The sequence below is a fragment of the Phaeodactylibacter xiamenensis genome (assembly GCF_965229835.1).
GTDB classification, from domain to species: Bacteria; Bacteroidota; Bacteroidia; order Chitinophagales; family Saprospiraceae; genus Phaeodactylibacter; species Phaeodactylibacter xiamenensis.
This window is the reverse complement of the sequence record NZ_OZ245931.1, coordinates 2,993,172-3,016,239: the sequence shown is the minus strand read 5'-3', so window position 1 is coordinate 3,016,239 and position 23,068 is coordinate 2,993,172. Positions and strand designations below refer to the sequence as shown.

19 protein-coding genes and 1 riboswitch are annotated in these 23,068 nt (G+C 51.3%); of the genes, 15 read left to right on the top strand and 4 right to left on the bottom strand.

All coding sequences use genetic code 11. The annotated features are described in order from the left end of the window. Window positions 1-4: 4 nt before the first annotated feature. Window positions 5-1,882, bottom strand: coding sequence for a TonB-dependent receptor plug domain-containing protein (locus ACO08I_RS11120; protein ID WP_421949338.1), 1,878 nt, complete (start codon window positions 1,880-1,882; stop codon window positions 5-7). A gap of 202 nt (window positions 1,883-2,084) precedes the next feature. Next, window positions 2,085-2,290, bottom strand: a riboswitch (cobalamin riboswitch). A gap of 100 nt (window positions 2,291-2,390) precedes the next feature. Here ACO08I_RS11120 and ACO08I_RS11115 point away from each other — a divergent pair. After that, the gene (locus ACO08I_RS11115; RefSeq protein ID WP_421949337.1) at window positions 2,391-4,184 is read left to right on the top strand and encodes a choice-of-anchor L domain-containing protein; all 1,794 of its coding nucleotides are present in this window, start codon (window positions 2,391-2,393) and stop codon (window positions 4,182-4,184) included. Window positions 4,185-4,322: 138 nt separating this feature from the next. Next, the gene (locus tag ACO08I_RS11110) at window positions 4,323-6,266 is read left to right on the top strand and encodes a M1 family aminopeptidase (RefSeq protein ID WP_421949336.1); all 1,944 of its coding nucleotides are present in this window, start codon (window positions 4,323-4,325) and stop codon (window positions 6,264-6,266) included. A gap of 322 nt (window positions 6,267-6,588) precedes the next feature. Here ACO08I_RS11110 and ACO08I_RS11105 read toward each other — a convergent pair whose 3' ends face one another. After that, a complete protein-coding gene (locus ACO08I_RS11105; protein ID WP_421949335.1) occupies window positions 6,589-7,164 on the bottom strand; it encodes a Uma2 family endonuclease in 576 nt (191 codons plus the stop codon). Between the two features lie 99 nt (window positions 7,165-7,263). Between ACO08I_RS11105 and ACO08I_RS11100 the strand changes: the two genes are divergently transcribed. From ACO08I_RS11100 to ACO08I_RS11090, 3 genes are read left to right on the top strand one after another with little or no spacing between them, the layout of a single operon-like run. After that, window positions 7,264-7,794, top strand: a complete 531-nt coding sequence (locus ACO08I_RS11100) for a hypothetical protein (RefSeq protein ID WP_282784919.1) — start codon at window positions 7,264-7,266, stop codon at window positions 7,792-7,794. 20 nt (window positions 7,795-7,814) lie between these two features. After that, window positions 7,815-8,579, top strand: a complete 765-nt coding sequence (locus tag ACO08I_RS11095; RefSeq protein ID WP_044221667.1) for an LVIVD repeat-containing protein — start codon at window positions 7,815-7,817, stop codon at window positions 8,577-8,579. Beyond that, entirely contained in the window at window positions 8,580-9,251 is a 672-nt protein-coding gene (locus ACO08I_RS11090) for a hypothetical protein (RefSeq protein WP_282784917.1), read from the top strand. It abuts the gene before it with no gap. A 5-nt stretch (window positions 9,252-9,256) separates the two neighbouring features. Here ACO08I_RS11090 and ACO08I_RS11085 read toward each other — a convergent pair whose 3' ends face one another. Further along, a complete protein-coding gene (locus ACO08I_RS11085; RefSeq protein ID WP_421949334.1) occupies window positions 9,257-10,117 on the bottom strand; it encodes a DUF2911 domain-containing protein in 861 nt (286 codons plus the stop codon). A gap of 175 nt (window positions 10,118-10,292) precedes the next feature. Between ACO08I_RS11085 and ACO08I_RS11080 the strand changes: the two genes are divergently transcribed. From ACO08I_RS11080 to ACO08I_RS11070, 3 genes are all read left to right on the top strand, one after another. After that, entirely contained in the window at window positions 10,293-12,266 is a 1,974-nt protein-coding gene (locus ACO08I_RS11080) for an OmpA family protein (RefSeq protein ID WP_282784912.1), read from the top strand. Between the two features lie 171 nt (window positions 12,267-12,437). Then, complete coding sequence (locus tag ACO08I_RS11075; protein ID WP_044221503.1) at window positions 12,438-13,037, top strand: RNA polymerase sigma factor; 600 nt, start codon at window positions 12,438-12,440, stop codon at window positions 13,035-13,037. 10 nt (window positions 13,038-13,047) lie between these two features. Continuing rightward, window positions 13,048-13,830 (top strand): anti-sigma factor, encoded by a 783-nt coding sequence (locus ACO08I_RS11070; protein ID WP_421949333.1) that lies wholly within the window; start codon window positions 13,048-13,050, stop codon window positions 13,828-13,830. Window positions 13,831-14,830: 1,000 nt separating this feature from the next. Here ACO08I_RS11070 and lepA read toward each other — a convergent pair. Further along, entirely contained in the window at window positions 14,831-16,621 is a 1,791-nt protein-coding gene (gene lepA, locus ACO08I_RS11065) for a translation elongation factor 4 (RefSeq protein WP_421949332.1), read from the bottom strand. Between the two features lie 330 nt (window positions 16,622-16,951). On the opposite strand from lepA, the gene ACO08I_RS11060 reads away from it, so the two are divergent. The 7 genes from ACO08I_RS11060 (at window position 16,952) to ACO08I_RS11030 (ending at window position 22,817) form a co-directional block, all read left to right on the top strand. Next, window positions 16,952-18,223, top strand: coding sequence for a sigma-54-dependent transcriptional regulator (locus ACO08I_RS11060; protein WP_421949331.1), 1,272 nt, complete (start codon window positions 16,952-16,954; stop codon window positions 18,221-18,223). A gap of 134 nt (window positions 18,224-18,357) precedes the next feature. After that, window positions 18,358-19,074, top strand: coding sequence for a TIGR00730 family Rossman fold protein (locus ACO08I_RS11055; protein ID WP_282784905.1), 717 nt, complete (start codon window positions 18,358-18,360; stop codon window positions 19,072-19,074). Between the two features lie 13 nt (window positions 19,075-19,087). Continuing rightward, window positions 19,088-19,441 carry a hypothetical protein gene (locus ACO08I_RS11050; RefSeq protein WP_421949330.1) on the top strand — a complete coding sequence of 118 codons (354 nt, stop codon included), beginning with the start codon at window positions 19,088-19,090 and terminating at the stop codon, window positions 19,439-19,441. Between the two features lie 35 nt (window positions 19,442-19,476). Continuing rightward, window positions 19,477-19,983 carry a hypothetical protein gene (locus tag ACO08I_RS11045; RefSeq protein ID WP_282784903.1) on the top strand — a complete coding sequence of 169 codons (507 nt, stop codon included), beginning with the start codon at window positions 19,477-19,479 and terminating at the stop codon, window positions 19,981-19,983. 1 nt (window position 19,984) lies between these two features. Further along, window positions 19,985-20,488 carry a hypothetical protein gene (locus tag ACO08I_RS11040; protein WP_282784901.1) on the top strand — a complete coding sequence of 168 codons (504 nt, stop codon included), beginning with the start codon at window positions 19,985-19,987 and terminating at the stop codon, window positions 20,486-20,488. A gap of 432 nt (window positions 20,489-20,920) precedes the next feature. Continuing rightward, entirely contained in the window at window positions 20,921-22,414 is a 1,494-nt protein-coding gene (locus ACO08I_RS11035; RefSeq protein WP_421949329.1) for a DUF6851 domain-containing protein, read from the top strand. Window positions 22,415-22,544: 130 nt separating this feature from the next. After that, window positions 22,545-22,817, top strand: a complete 273-nt coding sequence (locus ACO08I_RS11030; RefSeq protein ID WP_282784897.1) for an acyl carrier protein — start codon at window positions 22,545-22,547, stop codon at window positions 22,815-22,817. Window positions 22,818-23,068: the final 251 nt, after the last annotated feature.

Below are 23,068 nucleotides of genomic sequence, written 5' to 3'. Positions count from 1 at the left end.
AAGGCTAATGTTTATGTTTGAAAAATAGGTTAATGCCTAGTTGAAAGCTGCGGCCCGGCATGGGACGCCGATCGACGATGCGGTAGGAAGCGTCCCAGAGATTGTCTGCCCGGCCGAAAGCCTGTAGCGTGAATTTTTGCCAGTTTAGCTGATACTCTAGCTGCGCAAAACCAAGGTGATACCCAGGCAGCTCAGTATTATTCAGGGTTTGGACCGCACTCGTTAGCCGGTGCTGATAGGTGAATTGCAGGGCGTCTTTACTAACGGATATGCGGGCAAAACCCAGATGCTCAGGTGTGTAGGCGAGTTGCTCACCTTCTGCAATCCGCGGCTGCTGAAGGGCGATTTCATTGGTGGAGCGGATGTAATCATAGCCGATTTGCCCTTCCCATTGCCATTCTCCGGTGGTGAAGCGGCAGGATAGGCGCTGTTCCAGCCCCCGGCTCCAGACCTCTGTGAGGTTATTGGCGGACCAGAAGTTTTGCCCCTCGGTAAGCCCCCACATAATCCAATCGTCGATGCGCCGGTGGAAGCCGGTGACGGTATAGCTCCATGCCCCCTTTTGCCAGTTTAGCCCTCCCTCTGCGCTCCAGCCGATTTCGGGCAATAAGTCGGGGTTCCCACCTGGCAGCCAGTACAGGTCGTTCAGGGTGGGAATGCGGTAATTACGGCTGATTTTGGCCTGCCAGCTTAGATTAGAAGTAATGGGGCCGTTTGCGCCCAGTGCAGGCACGATGGGCACCCAGTTTTCATCGACTCGTTCCTGCCGTAGGCTGAGCTGAACCCGCAGGGCGTTCCATTCTTTCCGGAGGCTGGCAAAAGCCGCGGCACGTTGCTGCTCCGGTTGTTCGCCCCGGTAGCCATCAGCTGTAGCCGTAGCCCGGCTATAGAACAGGCCAGCCTGCAGCTCCAGGTCTGCGCTTAGCGCCCATTGCTGCTCCACCTCAGCCATTAGGGTATGGAAATGGCTGAGCGCCCGAAGCAGAATGGCGTCATCCCGGTAGTCGATCGCTTCCCGGAACCAGCCCAGGCGGGCATTAAAGACGCCATGTTTGCTGAGTTGCTGGTAGTGCAGGGCGGTGCGCAGGAAGGTGTCGAGCTGCAGGGCTTCGCTCCGGGTTTGGGTGGTCAGGGGCGGGATGTTACGATCGGAGGTTTGCCACCAGGCAAAAGCAGCCAGTTGACGGTCGGGGCGGGGCTGCCAGTAGACTTCCTGCATGATGGCCTGCTGCCGGAAATCGGCATGCGTTTGCTGCCGCTCTTCTCCGCTGTCCAATCGGTAGCTGAAATCGTTGTCGGCAGACCGGCGGAACAGGCGGGTATTGAATGCCCACTGCTCCCCCCGGTACCGGGCCCGCGCCTGATGGTCCTGAAAGCCAAAGCTGCCCAGCAGGGTTTGTGCGCCGGCTTCCATGCCCCGGTAGGAGAGGGGTGTATTGCGCAAACCCACCGTGCCGCCAATGGCCCCGCTGCCCCAGGCTGCGCTGCCCCCGCCTCTTTGCAGGTTAACCCCATCTACAAAAGCCAGGGGCAGGAGGGAAAAGTCAAGTTGGCCCAGCATCGGGCTTTGGAGCGGCAGCCCATTCCAGGTGACCGCTGTATGCCCGGCACTGCCCCCGCGGATAGAGGTGGTGGCAATGCTGCCCCCGCCGTAATTCTTGATGAAAATACCGCCTTCCCGTTCCAGCAGGTCGGTCAGGTAGTAGCCGGCGTAGCGGTTGACATCGGTGGAGTCCCAGCGTTGTTCCTGACTGCCGGTGAAGTTGGCGCGAAGGGGCGAAGTGGTGATTTCGGCAGTAGGCAGGAGCACGGCGGTATCGGGCTGTGCCAAAAGAGACACCGTACACGAAATACTCAGGAAAAGGATTAGGAGCTGCCGCATCCTGCCATTTTTGGAGCCTAAAGGGCAGGACAAGAGCGGATAGTGGGGCATTTCATGGGTGAACAACCAAAATAAGGTGCAGTAAACACCCACGCATCTGTTTGTTAAGCCGTGCGCTTGCCTTCACATAGTGATCAGGCAGCCACAGCACCCATCAGGCCCAATAAGCACTCCATCCCTGCTTTTCCTCCGAAAGCCCGAATGAATTAAATCTTGCCTGGCAGGTCTTCTGGCTTGCTTCTGCTTTTGCGGCCTTCCCATCATCTCCCGACAGTGGCTTAGTGCGCAAAGGGCATTTTTTGTGAAGCTTACAGCAGCGGGGACTGCTCAGGATTTGCACCTGATTCCCTTTTAAACGAAGGCCATCGTCACAGACATAGCATTCGTACCAAAGCTGGCGCAAAGGTAGGGAAAAAAGCACAGATAGACGTTAAATTTTGGTCAGCGCTGTATAGCAGTTGCCTTTTACCGCCTGTTTTCCTTATTTTTGGTTAACACTAAACCCGATATGATGAAAAAGACGATTACTGCAATCCCCCTTTTCCTGTTCGCCCTTTTGAGCAGCAACGCACTCCTGGCTCAGTCCAACCTGTTTGTCGACACCTCTTACACCGCATCTGAAATGGTTACCGCTTTCTTCAGCGATGCTGATGTTGCGCCTTCCAATGTGACCTATACCGGCGCTCCGGAGGGGATGGCTTTTTTTGATGCCGGCGATACCTACATGGGCATCAATGCCGGGATATTCCTGTCCACCGGCCCGACAACCGTAGCGGCCAACCCGGCAAGCTTCAGTGCAACTTTTAATAACTTATTACAGCCCGGAGACGCTGATTTGCAGGGGCTGCTGGAGCCTGGTATGATGACCCATGATGCCGCAGTACTGGAGTTTGATATCGTGCCCAATACAGATACCATCTGCTTTAATTACATTTTTGGCTCTGAGGAATACCCGGAGTTTGTGGGCAGTCAATTTAATGATGTCTTTGCTTTCTTTATAAGTGGTGGTCCGGAGTACGATTCCCTGACTAATATTGCTACTATACCGGACAGCGACCCGATAGTCCCGGTAACCATCAATAACCTGAATGCGGACTCCAACAGCAGCTTTTATGTTCCGCAATATACCTTTGATACATCTTCGGCATTTCCAATTTATGACACTACAGCCACAGACCTGGCTTACGATGCCTACACCACTTTACTGCCTGCCAAAGCATACGTCACACCGGGCGAAACCTACCACATCAAAATTGGTATTGCAGATGCGGGGGACGGGGTCTATGACTCCGGGGTATTCATTGGGATTACCAGTCTGGGCGGTGACTCCCTGCTCACCCCTACAGCTAACGCGAACCTTAGCGTCATCGGCAATCAGCTCATTGCAGAAAACATTTCTTCTTTTGCCAAGGCCTTCGAATGGGACTTTGGTGATGGCACCACTTCCACGGAACGGCATCCGGAGCCCCATACTTATGCAGAATATGGAACTTATATGGTGGAGCTCAAAGTACATACCTGGTGCTGCTCGGCCACTTTCGTGGAAACCGTGACGGTAGCCCCGCCGTTGCTCACCAATTTTGGCGTCACCCCCGAGGCAGGGAATTGCCCCGGCGATGCTTTTTCCTTTGAGGACCTCTCGGAAGGCGCCGTTGACACCTGGTCCTGGGTTTTCCCCGGTGGGCAGCCGGCGACTGCTGATGCCCCTAATCCAACCGTAACCTATATTGGGCCCGGCGTGTACCCTGTTATACTCACCGTCACCGATACCTTCGGGCAGACAGCGACGATTGAAATGGAGGCCGCCGTTGAAATTCAGGCCCTACCTACCGCTGCTTTCGAAGCCACGGTCAATGAGCTGCAGGTGGCTTTCCAGAATAATGCAGCATATGCCACGTCCTACCTATGGGATTTCGGGGATGGTCAGCAAAGCACCGAGCAGTCGCCCACGCATACCTACGCTTCTGAAGGCAGCTACACCGTAACCCTCACGGCTATGAATGACTGTGGGGAGGCTATTGCGGTGTCACAGGTGAGCGTTATGGTCGTCAGTACCCGGGATTTGCCTGCTACGGCTTTTGCGCTATTCCCCAACCCGGTCAAAGACCGCCTGACCATCCGCCCGGCAATGACCGGAGCTTATGACGTGTCTGTTTTTCGCGCCGACGGACAACTGTTGCTCCGCCGGCAGGGGCTACAGGGGCAGTCCACCATTCCAATGGAGCAGTGGAGTGCGGGTGTTTATGTCATCGAACTGACCAATGAGCAGGGCGCTTTACAACGGCTGGTGAGTAAGCAGTAAAGGGTTTCTGCTGGTAAAATAGGGCTGTTAGGCAGGTGGGGAACTTTCTTGCCTGCCTAATCTCACCCTCTTCGGTGACCATCCTCACTGTAGTTCAGGCTTTTGTCGCTTAATTTTCGGGGAAGAAAAAAATTAGCGATGAAAAAATGGATACTCGCCGGTCTGCTGCTGGCTACTTTGAATACATTAGGCACTGCCCAAACCGAAGAATGGGTGTGCAAAGATCAGGAAGCCATCACCGCCATGGAACGTGGCGCGGCCGAGCGGCAGCTGAATTTCCGTTCCTCCGCATTGACCGATGACTATGATATCAAGTACCACCGGCTGGAGTGGAACATCAACCCCAACAACTACTACATTTCCGGGACCGTCACGACCTACTTCATGCCTAAGGAGGCCAACTTCGTAGCCCTGCACTTCGATCTTGCCAATACCCTGCAGGTCAACAGCGTAACTTTTCACGGGCAGGAAGTGGAAACCTACAGCCAAAGCAACAATATGCTGACCATCAACCTCCCCAATTCCCTGGCGATGGCAGAGCTGGACTCGGTAAGCGTTACCTACGAAGGCGCACCGCCGTCCAATGGCTTTGGCTCCTTTGCGCAGGCCACCCACAGCGGCAATCCGGTGCTCTGGACCCTTTCTGAGCCCTACGGTGCCCGGGATTGGTGGCCCTGCAAGCAGGATTTGAGCGACAAAATTGACAGTATTGATGTACTGGTGCGTACCCCGGTTGCCTACAAGGTGGCCAGCAATGGCTTGTTGAAAGAGATTATTGAAGATGGCAATGAGCACATCTACCACTGGAAGCACCGCTATCCCATCCCCGCCTACCTCATAGCCATTGCGGTGACCAACTACGCGGAGTACTCTGATTTTGTACCGGTGGAAAATGGGGAACCGATTGAGGTGCTCAACTACGTCTTTCCCGAAAACCTGGCAGATGCCCAACTGGCCACCACGGCTACGGTCGAAATCATGCAGCTCTTCAACGAGCTCTTCGGGCTGTACCCCTTTGCCGAAGAAAAATACGGCCATGCCCAATTCGGCTGGGGCGGTGGCATGGAGCACCAAACGATGAGCTTTATGGGCGGCTTTTCCCACCTTTTGCAGGCGCACGAGCTGGCCCACCAATGGTTTGGTGATAAAGTGACCTGTGGCAGCTGGCAGGATATCTGGCTCAACGAAGGCTTTGCCACCTACCTGGAAGGACTGACGTATCAGTACGATCTGGGGCCCAATACCTGGGACAACTGGCTATCCGGTAAGATCAACCACGTGACAAGCGCACCCGACGGCTCCGTTTTTGTGTACGATACGAGCAGCGTAAGCCGTATTTTCAGCAGCCGCCTGTCGTACTCCAAGGGTGCGATGCTCCTCCACATGCTGCGCTGGAAACTGGGCGACGAAGCTTTCTTCCAGGGCGTACGCAACTATGTAGATGCACCCGAGCTGGCCTTTGGCTACGCCAAATCTGATGACCTCAAAGGGTATCTGGAAGCCGAAAGCGGGCAGGACCTAACTGAGTTTTTTGAGGACTGGCTCTATGGGCAGGGGTACCCGTCCTATCAGATGCGTTGGTTTCAGGAAGGGAGTACGCTGTACGTCCGCCTGAATCAGCAAACCTCCCACGCTTCAGTCGACTTTTTCGAAATGCCGGTCCCGGTACGCTTCCTGATCAGCGGCGGTATCGACACCTCCATCGTCTTCGACCATACTTTTGATGGGCAGCAATTTGCCATCGAGGTGCCGGGGAATGTTGGGATTGTCTACTTTGATCCTGAGCAGCGTATCGTGAGCCGCAACAACAGCGTGACGCAGGGGCAGTTTACCAATACCGAAGCCGCACTGCTGGAAGCAGTACAGGTATTCCCCAACCCGGTACAAGACAAGCTTAATCTAAGCCTCCCCGCCGGCACAACCCTTGAGCAAGCCCGCCTTTACCATGCCAACGGGCAGTTGCTGGCTCAGTGGGCAGGTACCGTCCGGCAACTGGAGGTAGGGCAGTGGCCTAGCGGCGCTTACACAGTGGAGCTGCAGACGAATTATGGTGTTGTCCGCAGGTTGGTGGTGAAGCAGTAGGGACGGCTGGGGGTTAGGCGCTAAGATTCTCTCTGTGGTTGGAGAGGGGCTGGTGTTATGGCTTTTCCCCTCCTTCGCCTGAAAGCTTCGGTGGGCAGAGGGTGTTATGGTTTTTCCGACCCGGTGCCTGAGCTTGCGTCGCCGATCGCAGCTTCGCCCCTGCGGGGAGCTTTCTCCCGGTGTTTTATCTGGGTCCGTCGGACTAAGCTGGAGCAGAGCCCTGTGAAGTACTTGGGCTTAAGCTCTACACCAGCAGTCTGGGGCTCCTGCCGGGACATCCACCCGGTGTGCTTTATGTCAGCACCTACGACTCAAGCCCCGGCTATTCCCACACCACCCCCTCATAGATCGCTGACAACTGGATCTCAAGATTTAGGGCCTCAATAGCGAGGCTTTTGTCTAATCCAGTGGTGCGGGTAATTTGCCAAAGGTCGCCGATGCGGTTGTAGGTTTCGATGCTTGGTGAATACTGGTCGATGAGAATGTAAGCCTTCAAGGTGGGGATTTGGCGGTAGAAGAAGAATTTATCCCCCCGGTCATAGCGCTCTGTGGATGCAGACAGGACTTCCACAATAATGGTTGGGTTAATAATGGCATCTTGATGTTGCGGTGCACGCTGCAGTGGTCCGCAAATGGCCATGGCATCCGGATATAAATACTTATTGAAACTGGCAATGTGAAGTTTGACCTCGCCGTTGATGGCTCTGCAGGGCTTTTGATGACCGCGGAGTCCCAATTTGAGTTCACCAAAAATATTGCCGCTAATCAATCCTTGTTCAATGGTGCCGCCTGCCATAGCGACTACAGTACCATCGTGGTACTCATACTTTACCCCGGATTCCTCTTCTAAAGACAAATAAGCTTCTAACGAAAAGTCTTTAAGGGGCTCTGCTTCCATGGCGTAGCTTTAAGGGTTCAGTAAAAATACACAAATCCATAGCCAAAGCCGCGTTTTTCGAAAGCCTTTCGTTTTAGTTGGGCAATCAAACGCTTTGCCATGAAAATCACCCATTGGGCCGGCTTGCTGCTGACCGTAACGTTTTTAGCTGGCTGCTACACCGAGCCGGTAGAGATTCCGGAAGAAACGGTCGGGCTGGCGCCTGTCTATTCTGATGGCGACTGGAAGATCATTGAGAGCCAGCCCCCTCAGCCTATCATAGCGCTCAACAAAATTTATTACAAAGACAGCCTCATCTTCGTAGGCGAAGCCCAGAAAGGCATCCACATCATTGATAACCGCAACCCGGCAGAACCGGAGCGCATTGCCTTCATCAGCATTCAGGGCAACTCTGATATTTCCATCAAGGGCAATCTGTTGTATGCCAACAACCTTGCCGATCTGGTAGTCCTTAATATCAGTGACATCAACAACGTGGAGCTGGTGAGCCGGGTGGAAGGGGCTTTCCCGCAAAGTGGTGCAACCCTGCCCCAAGGCTACTTTGGCTTCTTTGAATGTCCGGACCCCGCCCTCGGGACCATCGTGGGCTGGACCGAAAAGACCCTCCAATCGCCGGAATGCTGGCGCTAATCTCAAAACTGAATGCTATTATGACTAAGATATCCACTTTTATCCTTGCCTTACTTGCCTTCTTTGTATTGAGCTGCGCAGAGGATAGCGCCGATATTAGTGCGGCTGCTTCCAGCGGGACAGGCGTCGGCGGTTCACTGGCCCGTTTTACTATTATTGGCGATTACCTGTACACAGTAGACAATACGACTTTGGCCACTTTTGATATCAGTGCGCCGGAAGCGCCCGAAAAGATAGACGAAACCGTCGTCACCCGGGGTGTTGAGACCATCTTCCCGCTCAAGGACCACTTACTGCTGGGTACACAAAACGGGATGTATATCTATCGGGTAAGCGACAACGGGCTGCCGGCTTATGTGTCTGAATACCAGCATGTGGTCAGTTGCGACCCGGTAGTGGCCAATCAGAACTACGCTTATGTAACCCTGCGCGTATCTGAATGCCGGGAGGCAGCTGCTGGCGCAGCCAATACGCTGGATGTGATCGACATCAGCAATATCGAAAGCCCCAATCTGGTCAACTCCCTTTCCCTGGATGGCCCCTACGGCTTAGGGCTGGACGGGAATGTCCTTTTTGTATGTGAAGGGTCAAACGGGCTCCGTGTTTTCAACCTTGATGACCCGGAGTCGCCGGAGGAAATCCGCTACCTGAATGACATTAACGCCATCGACGTCATCCCTCTTGGCGGAACTTTGCTGGTGGTTGGCACGGATGCGCTCATTCAATTAGACTACACCGATATCAATAATATTCAGGTGATTTCCGTAATGTCAATTGGCGCTTAAATGAAGCATTCTGCAGCGATTGTCGTGTTGCTCCTTGGTATTGCAGGTTTTCTCAATGCCCAGCCCGAAGCTTCGGTTCCTAAGTTGACGGTCAAACTCGGTGCGCTGAGCCTAATCGATCCTGTTTTACCCTCCTTTAATCTGGCAGGAGAGTTTCAGATTAGTGGCCGCTGGTACGGGCAGATGGAGGCAGGGCTGATCCTTAACCTTGAGGATCAGGTGGATGGACTGAGGACTGGCGACAAAAGTGGTTTCAGGTTACGGCCAGCCGTTCGTTTCTACTACCAGGAACAGCGCAACCGGTACTTTCTGGAATTTTTGCTGGTATACCGGCAGGTATCAATGGATATAGATGGCGAGTTTTGGATTGCCCCACCAAACGAACTCTCCTATAACCGATTGGTCAATTACTCTGTGGACAGCCGGAAATTATCAGCATTCCTTAACGTCGGCCTGTTTGACCACAGTTTTAATGAGCGCCTGTTAGTTGAGTTAGGCATGGGGCTGGGCCTAACCGGGCAAGACAATTCCTTCAGCAATATACCTGATTATGGTTCCCTTCGGCGGACGAGTATCTTCAGTGGGGCCTTTGATCCGGATTATGCAATCAATACAGCCGATATCCGGGTCACGGGCATGTTGTACCTGAATATTGGGTACGTCCTTTTCTGATAGCGTCACTGACGCTCATCCTTCCATGCGGCCTGTTTTTCCTGAACAGTCTTCCCATACCGGGCTTTGAAGTTGTTATCTGCCAGCTTTAGTGCTTCAGATGTTGCTTCGAGCGCAGCCTGGTAGGCTTCCTGTTTGGCGTTAATGCGTGCGAGGAGCCAGTAGCCTTGTGCTGTGGGCTTATTGTCTACTGATTTCTGCGCGTAAGTTCGGGCCGGGTTGACAGCCCCTGACCAAAAAAGGAAATCCGCCGCCTGAAGGTAAATTTCCCATTCCCCTTCATCCGGCGTGGCTGCCAGAGCTTCTTCTATTTCCGCGATGGCCCGGTCCATAGTTTCCACCTTGATTGGCAGGTAGAGCCGGAGCTTTTCCCAGCTGAGTAGCATGTAGCCGTTCTCAATATTCTGCCGGACGATCTCATATTGCAGCATTTCCTGGTGCCGGGTACGTGCAAATTTTGGGCGGATATTTACCCTGAGGGCATCTTGTTCGGGTTGGTAGCCATTGGTGCCACGCAGGGAGGTGTTCTGATTGAAAATCACGGTCCAGGTACTGTCTTTTCTGGGCAGAACCAGCAAAGCATACTTACCTGCTTTCAGGGGTTGCCCATTGACCTTGACATCGGTACTGAACCCGACTGTGGTAGCCGCATTAGCGCCGGCGCGCCAGAGGGTGTCATAAGGTACGAGCCCGCCCCATATTTCACGGTCTAGTACTGAAGGGGCGCTATAGTCTATAGAAATATGAGTATAGCCGATGGTAAGCGCAGTACTTGCAGCCGGGCTTTTCAGGGGTAGCTCAACCGTTTGGGCAAAGGGCAGTGTTTGTTGGAGCAGTAGAAACAGGAAGAAAAGAGTAATTCGCATGTTGGTTGGTTTTGTGTGGCACAGACCATTGATTATGCAATGTCTGTAATGGAAAACGAAGCCGGGAAAGGGTTTGTTTTACCAGCTACAGATTGAAAATATTATAAAAAAAACTATTAGTTTTGGGCTGATTTGAGCAGTGAGGCTTGCTGTACTATTCCAAAAACTGATTCCAATGGCACGTATCTTCTTCGGGCTGTTCCTTATTTGCTGTTCCTTTACGACTGCTGCCCAGGTAGTGAACACTGGGGATGCTGTGGATTATTACAAAGCAGCGGAAGAAGCTTTGCTGGCCGGGAAGGAGGAACAGGCCCTTCGGTTATTTAGGAAAGCAGTAAAAGCAAAGCCTGATTTTAATGCTGCCAGACGAGGCATGGCGCTCTGTCTGGAACTGCAGCGGGATTATGCAGGTGCTGCACAGGAGTACAAACAGATTCTTGACCGGGATTCCCTTTTTTCGCGGGCCATGTACTTTCAGGCCGGAGAGGCGTTTTATAAGGCTGGAAAGCCGGAGGAAGCGCTGGCCTATTTTTCCCGCTATAAAGCACTCCTGGCATGGGGTGTGGATACCTTCAGCCTAAATACCGAAAGAGAGCTTGAAATAGAAGAAGAATACCTGCGGCGGCTGCCAGGTAGCATACGTGCCTGCGAGGTCTCCCTTGATTCCATCAAGTTTATCAACATTACTACTGTAGAACCGCTCAATGGGCAAGTCAATACAAAAGCAGACGATTATTTCCCCTTTCTGACCAACGATCAGAAGCTGCTGTATTTCACCCGTAAGACGGATAAGGGGGACGAAGACCTTTATGAAAGTGATTTCGTGGGCGGGCAGTGGTCGAGAGGGCGTCCTGTCCGCGACCTGAACACCAGCAAGGATGAGGGCATGAGCACTTTTGTACGGGATGGGCGGGTATTGTTTTACACTGTTTGTGGCAGGGAAGGCGTGCTCGGTGGTTGCGACATCTGGCAGGTGGAAATGGACCAAAACAGGGAGGTCACCGCCATGGCGCCTTTGGAAGGCTTTGCCAATTCCGGAGGGTGGGAATCTCAGGCGGCGATCAGCTGCGATGGGCAAGCCCTCTATTTTGCCAGTAACCGCCCCGGTGGAGTGGGAGGAACAGACCTCTACGTTTGTGAGCGGCAGGCAGATGGATCCTGGGGGGAGGCCGTCAACCTGGGGGCAGGCATCAATTCAAAACTGGACGAAGAAGCCCCCTTCATCACCAACGACGGGCAGACCCTGTACTTTTCATCCAATGGTCATCCGGGTATGGGCGATCAGGATATCTTCATGAGCTGGAAAGATAAAGACGGGGAGTGGTCGGTGCCTATCAATCTGGGGCCACCCGTGAATTCTGCCTTCCGGGAACTGGGGTTTTTTCTTACCGCAGACGGGCAGACCGGCTATTTTGCCTCTGACCGGCCGGAGGAAAGTGCCGGCGGGCTTGATATTTTTCGCTTTCGACTGGATACACAACTGTATAGCCGCCCGATAACTTTTGTTGAAGGGCTGGTCATCGACAGCTCGCTGGAGATGACCGTGAGCGCTACGGTTTCCATCGCAGGGCGTCAGGATATTCAGGTTGGGCGGGACGGGCGGTTTTTCCTTTGTGTACCCGCTGGCGACACGCTATTCACGGCGGTCAGCAAAAAGTTTTTTCACCCCTATGAAAATGCCTTTATCATCCCGCGATGGAACAACCGTCAGTTCTACACCATTGAGCTGTTGCTCCATTCCACATTTGATATACCTGATGCTGCTCCGGCCATTGAGCAGGACACCCTTCAGGCCATAGCTCAACCGCTGCCACGCAAGAAATTTGTTGAGTACACCCATACCGTTTTCTTCCCCTTTGATGAAGACAAGATGGAAATAGAAGAGCGGGAAAAACTATTAGCTTTCCTGAAGCCGCTGCAGAAAAAAGATGCTCAGGATATTCGTATTGTGGGGTTCTCTGATGACATTGGAACGGATGATTACAATCTACGGCTCTCCGAAGAACGTGCCAAGCAGATTGCACTCGTCATCATGGACAACGGGCTGGAAGTAGACCATATATACATGGAGGGCAAAGGGGAAGTGAAAGATGAAACCACAAAAGCCCTTAACCGCCGGGTGGAAGTGAAAATCAGAGTGCTGGAATAGCGCTAGGGTAGGGTATTCTGTACCCTTCGTACACCATATACCCAGCACTTGCGCAAACTTGTCAAATTAACCCTATCAGAATGGTGAACAAAACCATTGAGGCTCTGTTCCGCATTTGTAACCTTGCCCGAGTTCTTTTTCTAATCTGCATTCGGAATTCAACTGCTGCTTATGGCCACAAAAATCAACGAAGAAAAACTGGTGCGCCGCCTTCAAGCGAGGGACAAGTCAGCCATTGCCGAAGTGTATGACGCCTACGCACCTTCACTGTACGGTATTGCGCTGCATATTGTAAGGTCTGAGGCCATAGCTCAGGATGTGGTACAAGAGACGTTCATCAAAGTCTGGAAAAATGCGGCCACATATGACACCAGGAAAGGGACTTTATTTACCTGGTTGCTAAATATCACCCGGAATGGAGCGATTGATAAAACCCGATCTGCGGCATTTCGGCGAAGGCGGCAGAACCTACCTGTAGATGAGCATTTGAAAAACAACCATAAACTGAGTACCGCGCAGAACACGGATCAAATAGGGTTAAGGTCCTTTGTGAATCAATTAGAGGAAAAGTACAGAGACATAATCGAACTGGCCTATTTTCAGGGGTACACTCAGCAGGAAATTGCTGAAGACCTGGATTTGCCAATTGGTACGGTAAAGTCGAGAGTTCGAATAGGACTCCGTGAGTTGAGGAAAATCTTTTCAGAGCCAGGTCTAACCCACCTCCTGATCGCAGCTTTTTGCCTGTCGGTATATTGGTTCGTCGTTTAAGAATAATGCCATGAATAAAGATAAATTTTTACAAACCGGATTATTAGAGCAGTATATCCTTGGTCTGACGGATGAGGAAGAGACCAAGATTGTAAAAGATTATGCGGAAACCTATCCGGAGGTTCAATCGGAAATTAATCAGATGCGGGAGGCCCTGGATCAGTATGCAAAGCAGTACGCTGTCATGCCTCCGGAAGAGCTGAAGTCAAGAGTCATGAAGGGGGTAGATCAGGCTGATCAGCGTTCTGATACGGGTACAGCTGTCCCTGGCCCCGCCAGTTCAGGCTCCAACTGGATGGGAGCAGCTCTAATGGTTCTGTTAATAGGGGCTTCGCTGTTTTTATACAGGGGCAAAGCTGCCGCAGAACGTGATTTGGCTTCATTGGAAAGCCGGCATACCATTTTCCAGGAAGAATGTGAGCGCCAAAAAGCCGCGCTTCAGCAGCAACAGCAAATATTTGCCATTCTAAATCATGAGGCAACAGTGCCTGTTCGCCTTCATACCACAGGGCTGCAAGCAAATGCAGAAGCCGTAGCTTACCTCAACGGCCTCGAAAAAGTAGCCTATATCAATACTGGTTTGCTGCCAGAATTGCCTTCCGGGAAAACCTATCAGCTGTGGGCTGATGTGGAAGGGGAAATGATCAACATGGGGGTCCTCGAACAACAAAGCAAAGGGTTAAAAGCCGTATCTTATATCGATCACGCAGAGAGCCTTAATATCACTATAGAGCCTGAAGGCGGGAGCGATGAACCTACCGTCGAACAGCTCATTGCAAACGGTGAAGTGTAGCTTTAATCCCCTTTTAAGCTTTTGCCATTTTACAGTGTCGGGTTTTATTAAAAAATATGAGGAATAATTATGTAGAGTATTAAAAAATCACCATTTTAGTAGCGCCCTCAGAACATATCCACCCTAATAGTCCAAAATTTATTGTTTAATTTTAAATCCAATCGGCCTATGTTAATCCTATACATTGCCTCAGGCGCATTTGTTGTAGGTGGAGGGTTAGTGTTCTTTTCAAATCTTATGGCTCAAAAAACACGCAGCCGTTATTATTAATGATCTGATCACCCCCCCTACCTTGTAAGAACGGAGGACTGCCAAAGCTCCTCCCTGCATTAGTAAGCTATGGCACACACCCCAATCAAAATCAAACACATTACTATACCTGCTGTATACGCCACTCACTGCTTCAGGAATGGTGTGCAGCGATGAAGCCTTTGGCTTCTTGTATTTTCCCATGAACTTATTGCCGGCAGGGACAAGTCCCTGCCTAACCGATATGGTGCGATATCGCATACAGGTGTTCATCATGCTAAGCAAGTTGGTTTGGCAGGTTGAATTGTAGCGGTAAACACCTAAAGTATAGTTATTGTCCCTCCTGCCTGTTTACAGGTGAGAGGGGCAATGGCTTTTGGGGCATAAGCTGTCAAAACAAAACGAAAAACTATACCGACGATAAAGCGGCTTGCCGCGGCAAACCGACTCGATGTCGGCGTAAACGCTGGAAAGTGGTCTGCGCTTGTCCTGACAAGCTACGCTTCGTCACAGGTCGATGTCGCTAATCCAAAGATTCCAGACGATGAATGTCTGGACTGTAAGCCAGATATTTATCGTTCCCCGTGCTGGTCGACAGCGCCAGCAGGTGACCACTTTGTTAAGCCTATAACCAACTATGGCTTGATGCTAAAAGTAGCAAAGGCACTGCCTACCCCGATGGTAAGACAGTGCCTTTTGCTTTTTGTAGGAAAGAAACCCCGAAGGGTAACTTGTTTTTGGTTGTATCTTCTCAGAGTTTAAGGACGTCAAGGAATGCTTTTTGGGGCACCTCGACTTTTCCAAACTGCCGCATACGGCGCTTACCAGCCTTCTGCTTTTCGAGCAGTTTCCGCTTCCGCGTAATATCACCACCGTAACACTTGGCAGTTACATCTTTACGCAGGGCGGAGATGGTTTCCCGTGCAATGACCTTAGCACCCACTGCCGCCTGTATGGCAATAACAAACTGTTGGCGTGGCAGTAGTTCCTTGAGCTTTTTGCATATCTGCCGGCCAAAGGCTTCTGCTTTAGACCGGTGAACCAGCGCGGAGAGTGCATCCACAGGCTCACCGTTTAGGCGGATATCCAGCTTAACCAGGTCCGTTTCCCGGTACTCTATAGGCTGATAGTCGAAGCTGGCGTAGCCCCGGGAGACCGATTTGAGACGATCGTAGAAGTCAAACACGATCTCAGCCAGTGGCAGATCAAAGGATAGCTCCACCCGCTCAGGCGTGAGGTAATGCTGTTTTGTCAGCGTACCCCGTTTCTCCATGCAGAGGGTCATGATCGTTCCGATAAACTCGGGCTTGGTGATGATCTGAGCCGTGATATAGGGCTCCTCCACCATTTCAATGGTATGCTGTTCAGGCAACTCCGAAGGCGTCCGTACCGTGTATTCCTCTCCGGACTTGTCCATCAGGTTATAGGAAACGTTGGGAACGGTTGTAATGACATCCATATCAAACTCCCGGTAGAGGCGCTCCTGCACAATTTCCAGGTGCAGCATGCCCAGGAATCCGCAGCGGAATCCGAAGCCCAGCGCAGCGGAAGTTTCCGGCTCAAATACCAGAGAGGCATCGTTGAGCTGCAATTTCTCCAGGCTGTCGCGCAGGTCTTCAAAGTCATCGTTGTCGAGAGGGAAAATTCCGGCAAAAACCATGGGCTTGACATCTTCAAAACCCTGAATCGCCTTTTCGCAGGGGCGTTCCACCGTAGTGATGGTATCCCCCACCTTAATCTCCTTGGACTCCTTAATGCCGGTGATAATATAGCCTACGTTGCCAGCTTCCAGTTTGTCCTTAGGGTGCTGTGTCATTTTGAGCACACCAATCTCGTCGGCCTCGTACTCCTTGCCCGTGTTCACAAACCGGACAAGGTCGCCTTTGCGCATTGTGCCATTAAGTATCCGGAAGTAAGCGATGACACCGCGGTAAGCATTGAAAACGGAATCAAAGATCAGCGCTTGCAGTGGAGCTTGGGGGTCACCCTTTGGTGCTGGGATGCGCTCCACAATGGCTTCCATAATGTCAGGAACACCACGCCCGGTCTTGCCACTGGCCAGGAGGATGTCCTCCTTTTCACAACCAATGAGGTCTATAATCTGATCAGAGACTTCATCGATCATAGCACTTTCCATGTCTACCTTATTGAGGATCGGGATGATCTCAAGGTCATGCTCAATCGCTAAGTAGAGATTGGAAATAGTCTGTGCCTGAATACCCTGAGAGGCATCTACCAGCAGGAGTGCGCCCTCGCAGGCGGCGATAGAACGGGATACCTCGTAGCTGAAGTCCACGTGGCCCGGTGTATCGATAAGGTTGAACGTATATTGTTTCCCATCGCTTGGACGGTCGTAATACATCTGTATGGCGTGACTCTTAATGGTAATGCCACGCTCCCGCTCCAGGTCCATGTTGTCCAGGGCCTGGTCTTTCATCTCCCGGTCGGCAATCGTCTTGGTATACTCCAAAAGCCGGTCGGAGAGGGTACTCTTCCCATGGTCAATATGGGCGATTACACAAAAGTTTCTGGTCTGCTTCATAGCTTGCAAATATACGCTATTTTAGATGTTGGTATGCACTATTTCTGCGACAGGGCTGATTATTACATCTATTTTACGTCGGCATACCCGTTTAGATGCCCTGCGCCTTCTTATATAATGGAATGCGCTGCAAATAGTTGGCTTGGGCCGAATTGATATTCGTCAAACTTTTATATTTAGAAAAAGCTGATGTGCTGCTGAAACCTTCAGTGCCCTGTAGCGTATACCTATTTACGAATTAGCCGGTTAAATCAATCCAATACAAACAACCTGATACGGGTTCTGCCTCTCCCGGGGCGAAGCCTGATGGCAGCAAAACCGATTTGAAGTATGGCCAAAGTTCTCATCGTTGACGACGAAAAAAGTATTCGCCGAACCCTGCGGGACATCCTTGAATTCGAAAAGTACGAGGTGGAAGAAGCTTCGGACGGCATGGAGTGCCTGGTAAAGCTAAAGCAATCCCGGTACGATGTGGTGATTATGGACATCAAGATGCCTAAAATGGACGGCATGGAAGCACTGGAGCGCGTTCAAATATTGGCACCGGATACCCCCGTCGTCATGATTTCCGGGCATGCTAACATCGACACAGCAGTGGAAGCCGTAAAAAAAGGCGCTTTCGACTTTATTTCTAAACCACCGGACCTCAACCGACTGCTGATTACTATCCGGAATGCGATGGACAAATCCAGCCTCGTTACCGAAACTAAGCTGCTCAAGCGAAAGGTGTCCAAGTCTAAAGTACAGGAAATCATTGGGGCGTCGGAAGGCGTACAGGAAGTCAAAAATACCATCGATCAGGTCGGGCCAACCGATGCCCGGGTGCTCATCCTCGGGCCAAACGGGACCGGCAAGGAGCTCGTAGCCCGCTGGCTGCACGAAAAGAGCGCCCGCTCGGATCAGCCCATCATAGAAGTCAACTGTGCGGCCATACCGGCTGAGCTTATTGAAAGCGAGTTGTTTGGTCATGAGAAGGGCGCCTTTACCTCCGCTCACAAGCAGCGCATCGGTAAATTTGAACAAGCCAATGGCGGCACCCTCTTCCTGGATGAAATCGGCGATATGAGCCTTTCCGCTCAGGCTAAAGTACTTCGGGCACTACAGGAAAGCCGGATCACTCGCGTAGGCGGGGACAAGGAGATCAGCGTCGATGTCCGAGTAGTAGCAGCTACCAACAAAGACCTGCGCAAAGAAATTGAAGAAGGCCGCTTCAGGGAAGACCTCTACCACCGTTTGGCTGTGATCATCATCCGGGTACCCTCCCTAAATGACCGCAAAGATGATATTCCCACCCTGGCCAGGCACTTTGTGAAGCAGGTCTGCCAGGAATACGGCGTCCCCGCAAAACCCATAGCCCCCAGCGCGCTGGAACGCCTGAAGGACGTCAACTGGACCGGCAATATCCGCGAGCTGCGCAATGCCATAGAACGGCTGGTCATCCTTAGCAAAGACCGGATTAGCGAAGGAGATGTGGAACATTATGTACTGCCCACCAGCGCTGCGCCCAGCCAGAAACTGAAGGATATCTTTGCCCGCTTCGAGAGCAAGGAGGCGTTGCTGGACTTCATTGACGAGCAATTTGCCGTCTATCAAAAGGCCTGAATTGAACTAAACGCCCGGTTCAGTTGTCTTTATATGCCCCTTTGCCACGGCTGCCCTTTCTGCTTGGAAAAGGCAGCCGTTCGATTGTTCGGGCATAAGGGAGGAACCAACTATCCTGAATAAAAGAATAGCCTATGACCAGTAATCAAGTGAAAAAGCACGAAATGCGGCAGTGGGGCCGCGCCATGAAAGGAGAGAATTCCTGGACCATGTTCAAGGTCATCTCCGAGTTTGTAGATGGGTTTGAAACCCTGAATAAGATGGGGCCCTGCGTGTCCATTTTTGGTTCTGCCCGTACCAAGCCGGACCATCCCAACTATAAGAAAGCTGTTGATATCGCGCGTATCCTTACGGAAGCGGGCTACGGTGTGATCACGGGAGGTGGCCCAGGTATTATGGAGGCTGGCAACAAGGGCGCACACTTGTACGGCGGCCGCTCTGTGGGGCTCAATATCGACCTGCCCTTTGAGCAGGGCTCCAACCAATACGTAGACCACGATGCCAACCTTAATTTCCGGTACTTCTTCGTCCGTAAGGTCATGTTTGTGAAGTATGCCCAGGCATTTATCGCCCTGCCCGGCGGGTTTGGCACTATGGATGAGCTGTTTGAGGTGTTGACGCTGGTTCAAACCAAAAAAATTACTCAGGTCCCAATCATTCTGGTCGGGACTGAATTCTGGGGGGGGATGAAGGAATGGATCAAGCAGGTGATGCTCGAAGAACACCATAATATTAATCCTGATGATCTGGACCTGATGCCGGTCGTCGACGATCCTGAAGAAGTCGTTGCCATCATTGACCAGTTCTATGCAGATAAGGGTGAGGAACTCAGCCCGAATTACGAGCTATAAAAAATGGGGGTAGGTGGAGGCACTCCAAAGTGCCTTCCACCTACAAAATATAATGGGTTTGTGCGGAAACGTAATCAATCAGCAAAAAGAAGCAGAAATCTCCGATTTAGAATTTGAGCACTACATAGACGGTAAAGAAATAGTTTTCAAGCAAATAGCCCACAATAAAAGTGGCTCATACCTGCTAACGGTTTACACGCCCACTGGCCAGCAGGTTTTTTCATCCACTTTTGATTGGTACGATAGCCAGGAAGAAATAAGAGTTGCTTTAGATCCATTGAAGAGCAGCGGCATCTATTTCTTTAGTTTAGCCAATCTAGCAAGCTCGGAATACCTAACCGGCAAATTTGTTTATACGCAATGGTAATGCTTACAGGATTTCAAAATTTCAACCAAACGCCAATGCAGTGGATGACAAACCAATTCAGTGTCTTGTTTCTTTTTCTCTTTTTAACCGCTTGTGCCAGCAAGCCAGTTCAGGTATCCGAAACTGCTGTAAGCGACGAGTGCGAGGAGTTTTATGAATACATCCGTACGCAGTGGTATCAGACGGAGGGAGGCTGGTACGAACTTCGGAAGATAGAAGAAATGGGGGGAGAGTACAACAAAGAAAATTATGAACCCATAAATTTAGGGCCCTGCCTTGTAGGCCTGCATAAATCCGAGATAAGGGCATTGTTTGGGCAGCCGCACAGGGAGTGGGTAGCAGAAGGACTTGGGATAAATTCTTTTGCGTATTGCCGATCTGCTTATTGTGTCAATGAGGATAGTAATGGATTATCTAGCGGTAGCGGTGGCGCAATATTTTTTGACGATAATGACCGATTTAAAAAGGACTATATGCTGAGCATCAAGCATTACCAAAAATACCTTTTACTCCGGCGGAAGCAAGGGAAACAGCGGCCGTGATATGAAAAGCAAAAATCTTATATTCTTAATCGCTCTGTGTACAGTGTCAGCTTGCTCCTCCTTTCCGGAACAGAGGCAACCTGTCAGCGATGCCTGCCAGCCGTATTACGATTTTATCAAGGCGGAGTGGCAGCGCACGGAAGGCGGCTGGTATCAGTTTAGAGAGGAGGAGCAGATATTTGAGCGTTACCGTCAGGGGGATTTCCTGTACCCCTTCGGCGGCGGCTGCCTTTTGGGGGCAAGCAAGCAGTTTATCCGGGACTTATTCGGTTCTCCTAATTACGAAACGGTATTGCGGAGCAAAGGCGTAAACCTTTTCAACTACTGTATGGAGGAGGATTGCTATAAAACCTATCAGATCACCGGGCTGAACTACCCTGGTCTGGTCTTTTTCTTCGATGAAGAGGAGCGGGTAGAGGATATCTACATCGGCAGGGATTACCGGCTGCTTTATTTTAATCAGCATGAAGCGTATATTATTGAGAAGTTGAGGGAGAAGCAATAGGGTTAGATCAAAGCCCCCGAGGTAGACCGCATTTTGAAACGGAAGTTGCATGCAGCAGCGCAGATGATGCGGAGGTGGATGAAAATTAAATATGCTTGAGGCGAATGTATTTTTGATATAAAAATGTATTTTTTGGATAAGCTGGAGCAGAGCGGGAAGCTCTACCCCAGCAGCCATAGCAATTATTCAGCAAGCCCTTTGCGCTGGTTTATTTTTAGTTTTTCCAAATATATTTTTACCTTTAATTGTCGGTTGGATTCCAGTTAGGCTAGCTTTTACAGGATCGCCCTGTTTAAAGCGTGCTACCTGTTCCTTATCCGCCATTTCCCCCCTCCCTTATTGTCAGTGTATTCAATTCTTAAAGGGCATATGCTTTGGCGTACCGATATGGTACCGGAGCTGAAAACAAGCTATAAATAAACGAACACCGTTATGAAGAGATTTCTTTACATTTTACCGCTTGCATGGGCGCTGTTACTGGTGGGTTGTGCGCCATCTGAACAAATGGATAAGGCAGCTACTCAGGCAACTGAAGAACCCATGGGCGCAGAAAATATTGCCTACAAGTGGGGAGAAATGGCGCTACAGGCTACCGCCAATGACACGGAGCGTTTCAACCCCCGCCCAACGGTGACTTCCCGTTACCTCGGGCTCATCTTTGTGGCCGTATTTGATGCCTGGTCGCGTTACGATGAGCAGGCTTCGCCGGTTTATCTCAGCGATGTAGAGCGTCAGCCCATCTCCGCACAAATGCTGGACAACAAGGAAGAAGCCATTAGCTATGCGGCCTACAGGGCCCTGTGCGAGTACTACTACACCGATAGCTTGTTGTTCAGGTCGTTTATGGTGGAATTGGGCTATGACCCGGACAACCATTCTTTGGACCCTGCTACTCCCGCTGGCATCGGCAATCTGGCAGCCTCAGCTGTAATCGAAGCCAGAAAAGGAGATGGGGCCAATCAGTACGGCGAGGCCGAAGGAGCCAATGGCATGGTCTATGCGGACTACACAGGTTACCTGCCGGTGAATACACCGGAAGAAAATGTAGATATCAACCGCTGGCAGCCTAAGTATTTTGTCACGAAGGATGGGCAACGCTACGCGCCAGGCTGCCTGACACCCTACTGGCAGTTGGTCAAAACGATCGGCATCCAATCTGCTGATCAGTTCCGTCCGGGGCCGCCTCCGATGAAAGGTTCAGAACAACTGGCCAAAGAAGTCGAGGAAGTAGTGGAAATGCAAGCCAACCTGACCGATGCGGAAAAAGCTTTGGTGGAGTTTATGCGCGATGGCCCCCAATCGGTGCAGCAGGCCGGGCACTGGCTAAAGTTTGCTCAGGATGTCTCCCGGCGCGATAAGCATACCCTGGATGAAGACGTGAAAATGTACTTCCTGAATCAAGTCACCGCTATGGATGCCTTCATCGCTTCCTGGGATTCCAAGATGCACTATGATTTTGCACGCCCCTACGCGCTGGTCCATGATCATTACCGCGGTAAAGAGATCACTGGTTGGGCAGGCCCGGGCAAAGGCTTCGTGAAGATGAAAGGCGAAGAATGGCGCCCTTATTCCCCAGCAGAATTCCTCTGTCCGCCTTTCCCAAGTTACGTCTCCGGTCACAGTACGATCAGTGGTGCCTGTGCGGAAGCCCTGCGTCTTTTTACCGGAAGCGACCAATTTGGCGAAAGTCAGCAACTCGTCGCCGGGGCACTGACGGAGCCGGATAACCTTGGTGATACAGTAGTGCTTGAGTTCCCAACCTTTACAGAAACGGCAGAGATGGCTGGGATTTCAAGGGTGCTGGGAGGCTATCACATTCAAAGTGAGAATGTTGCGGGCCTGGAATTGGGCCGTGATGTGGCACAGGAGGTATGGAGATTTTACCAAAAGCATATTGGTGCTTCCAGGCTGAGCAGCTCAGAATAGATGCCCCAAAGACGAAGAAATGACTGGAAAAGACCAATCGGTCTTTTTTTTCGACAAAATTGAAAAACGTCAGGCAACCAATTGGCGACGGTGTTCGTTATCTACCTCGAAAAGTAACGCAATACCCGCTATGACAAATCAAATAACTGTAGAATCCCCCGCTGCTACCCACACGATTCAAAACCGCGTCATTGACCTGATCAGCTGGCGTTTGAATATGCCGGTTGACAATATTCACCCTTACAGCCGCCTTCAGGAAGACCTTTATCTGGATGCTATCGACCTGATGCTACTGATTGCAGAGCTGGAAAGCCGCTTCAACGCGTACCTTTCTGCTGAGGAATACGATGCCATTGAAACCGTGGAGGACGCGACGAATTACCTGATGAAGTATGCTGCTTAGTGGCAGAGAAAAAATTTCATCATTTATTCCTACCTGCCCGTGAGGCTGTAGCCCAAGCAGGCAGGTCTGTCAACCTGGTTTGGTAAAAGGCAGCTTTGTTAGTTAGGTTGCCTGAACTCCTTTCGACACCGGTACAGGTTGCGCCTTGTACCGGAAAAAGACAACAACAAGTGTTCCCTGTCTACAGAGAGCACTTGTCCTGTTTCCTGGCATTCCCTTTCTGTCCCTAAGGTCCGCAGCCGATGTGGAAA

Bases quoted from the DNA above. Each gene is read 5' to 3' on its own strand.
- ACO08I_RS11120 (WP_421949338.1), bottom strand. From the start codon at position 1,882: ATGCGGCAGCTCCTAATCCTTTTCCTGAGTATTTCGTGTACGGTGTCT.
- ACO08I_RS11115 (WP_421949337.1), top strand. From the start codon at position 2,391: ATGATGAAAAAGACGATTACTGCAATCCCCCTTTTCCTGTTCGCCCTT.
- ACO08I_RS11110 (WP_421949336.1), top strand. From the start codon at position 4,323: ATGAAAAAATGGATACTCGCCGGTCTGCTGCTGGCTACTTTGAATACA.
- ACO08I_RS11105 (WP_421949335.1), bottom strand. From the start codon at position 7,164: ATGGAAGCAGAGCCCCTTAAAGACTTTTCGTTAGAAGCTTATTTGTCT.
- ACO08I_RS11100 (WP_282784919.1), top strand. From the start codon at position 7,264: ATGAAAATCACCCATTGGGCCGGCTTGCTGCTGACCGTAACGTTTTTA.
- ACO08I_RS11095 (WP_044221667.1), top strand. From the start codon at position 7,815: ATGACTAAGATATCCACTTTTATCCTTGCCTTACTTGCCTTCTTTGTA.
- ACO08I_RS11090 (WP_282784917.1), top strand. From the start codon at position 8,580: ATGAAGCATTCTGCAGCGATTGTCGTGTTGCTCCTTGGTATTGCAGGT.
- ACO08I_RS11085 (WP_421949334.1), bottom strand. From the start codon at position 10,117: ATGCGAATTACTCTTTTCTTCCTGTTTCTACTGCTCCAACAAACACTG.
- ACO08I_RS11080 (WP_282784912.1), top strand. From the start codon at position 10,293: ATGGCACGTATCTTCTTCGGGCTGTTCCTTATTTGCTGTTCCTTTACG.
- ACO08I_RS11075 (WP_044221503.1), top strand. From the start codon at position 12,438: ATGGCCACAAAAATCAACGAAGAAAAACTGGTGCGCCGCCTTCAAGCG.
- ACO08I_RS11070 (WP_421949333.1), top strand. From the start codon at position 13,048: ATGAATAAAGATAAATTTTTACAAACCGGATTATTAGAGCAGTATATC.
- lepA (WP_421949332.1), bottom strand. From the start codon at position 16,621: ATGAAGCAGACCAGAAACTTTTGTGTAATCGCCCATATTGACCATGGG.
- ACO08I_RS11060 (WP_421949331.1), top strand. From the start codon at position 16,952: ATGGCCAAAGTTCTCATCGTTGACGACGAAAAAAGTATTCGCCGAACC.
- ACO08I_RS11055 (WP_282784905.1), top strand. From the start codon at position 18,358: ATGACCAGTAATCAAGTGAAAAAGCACGAAATGCGGCAGTGGGGCCGC.
- ACO08I_RS11045 (WP_282784903.1), top strand. From the start codon at position 19,477: ATGCAGTGGATGACAAACCAATTCAGTGTCTTGTTTCTTTTTCTCTTT.
- ACO08I_RS11040 (WP_282784901.1), top strand. From the start codon at position 19,985: ATGAAAAGCAAAAATCTTATATTCTTAATCGCTCTGTGTACAGTGTCA.
- ACO08I_RS11035 (WP_421949329.1), top strand. From the start codon at position 20,921: ATGAAGAGATTTCTTTACATTTTACCGCTTGCATGGGCGCTGTTACTG.
- ACO08I_RS11030 (WP_282784897.1), top strand. From the start codon at position 22,545: ATGACAAATCAAATAACTGTAGAATCCCCCGCTGCTACCCACACGATT.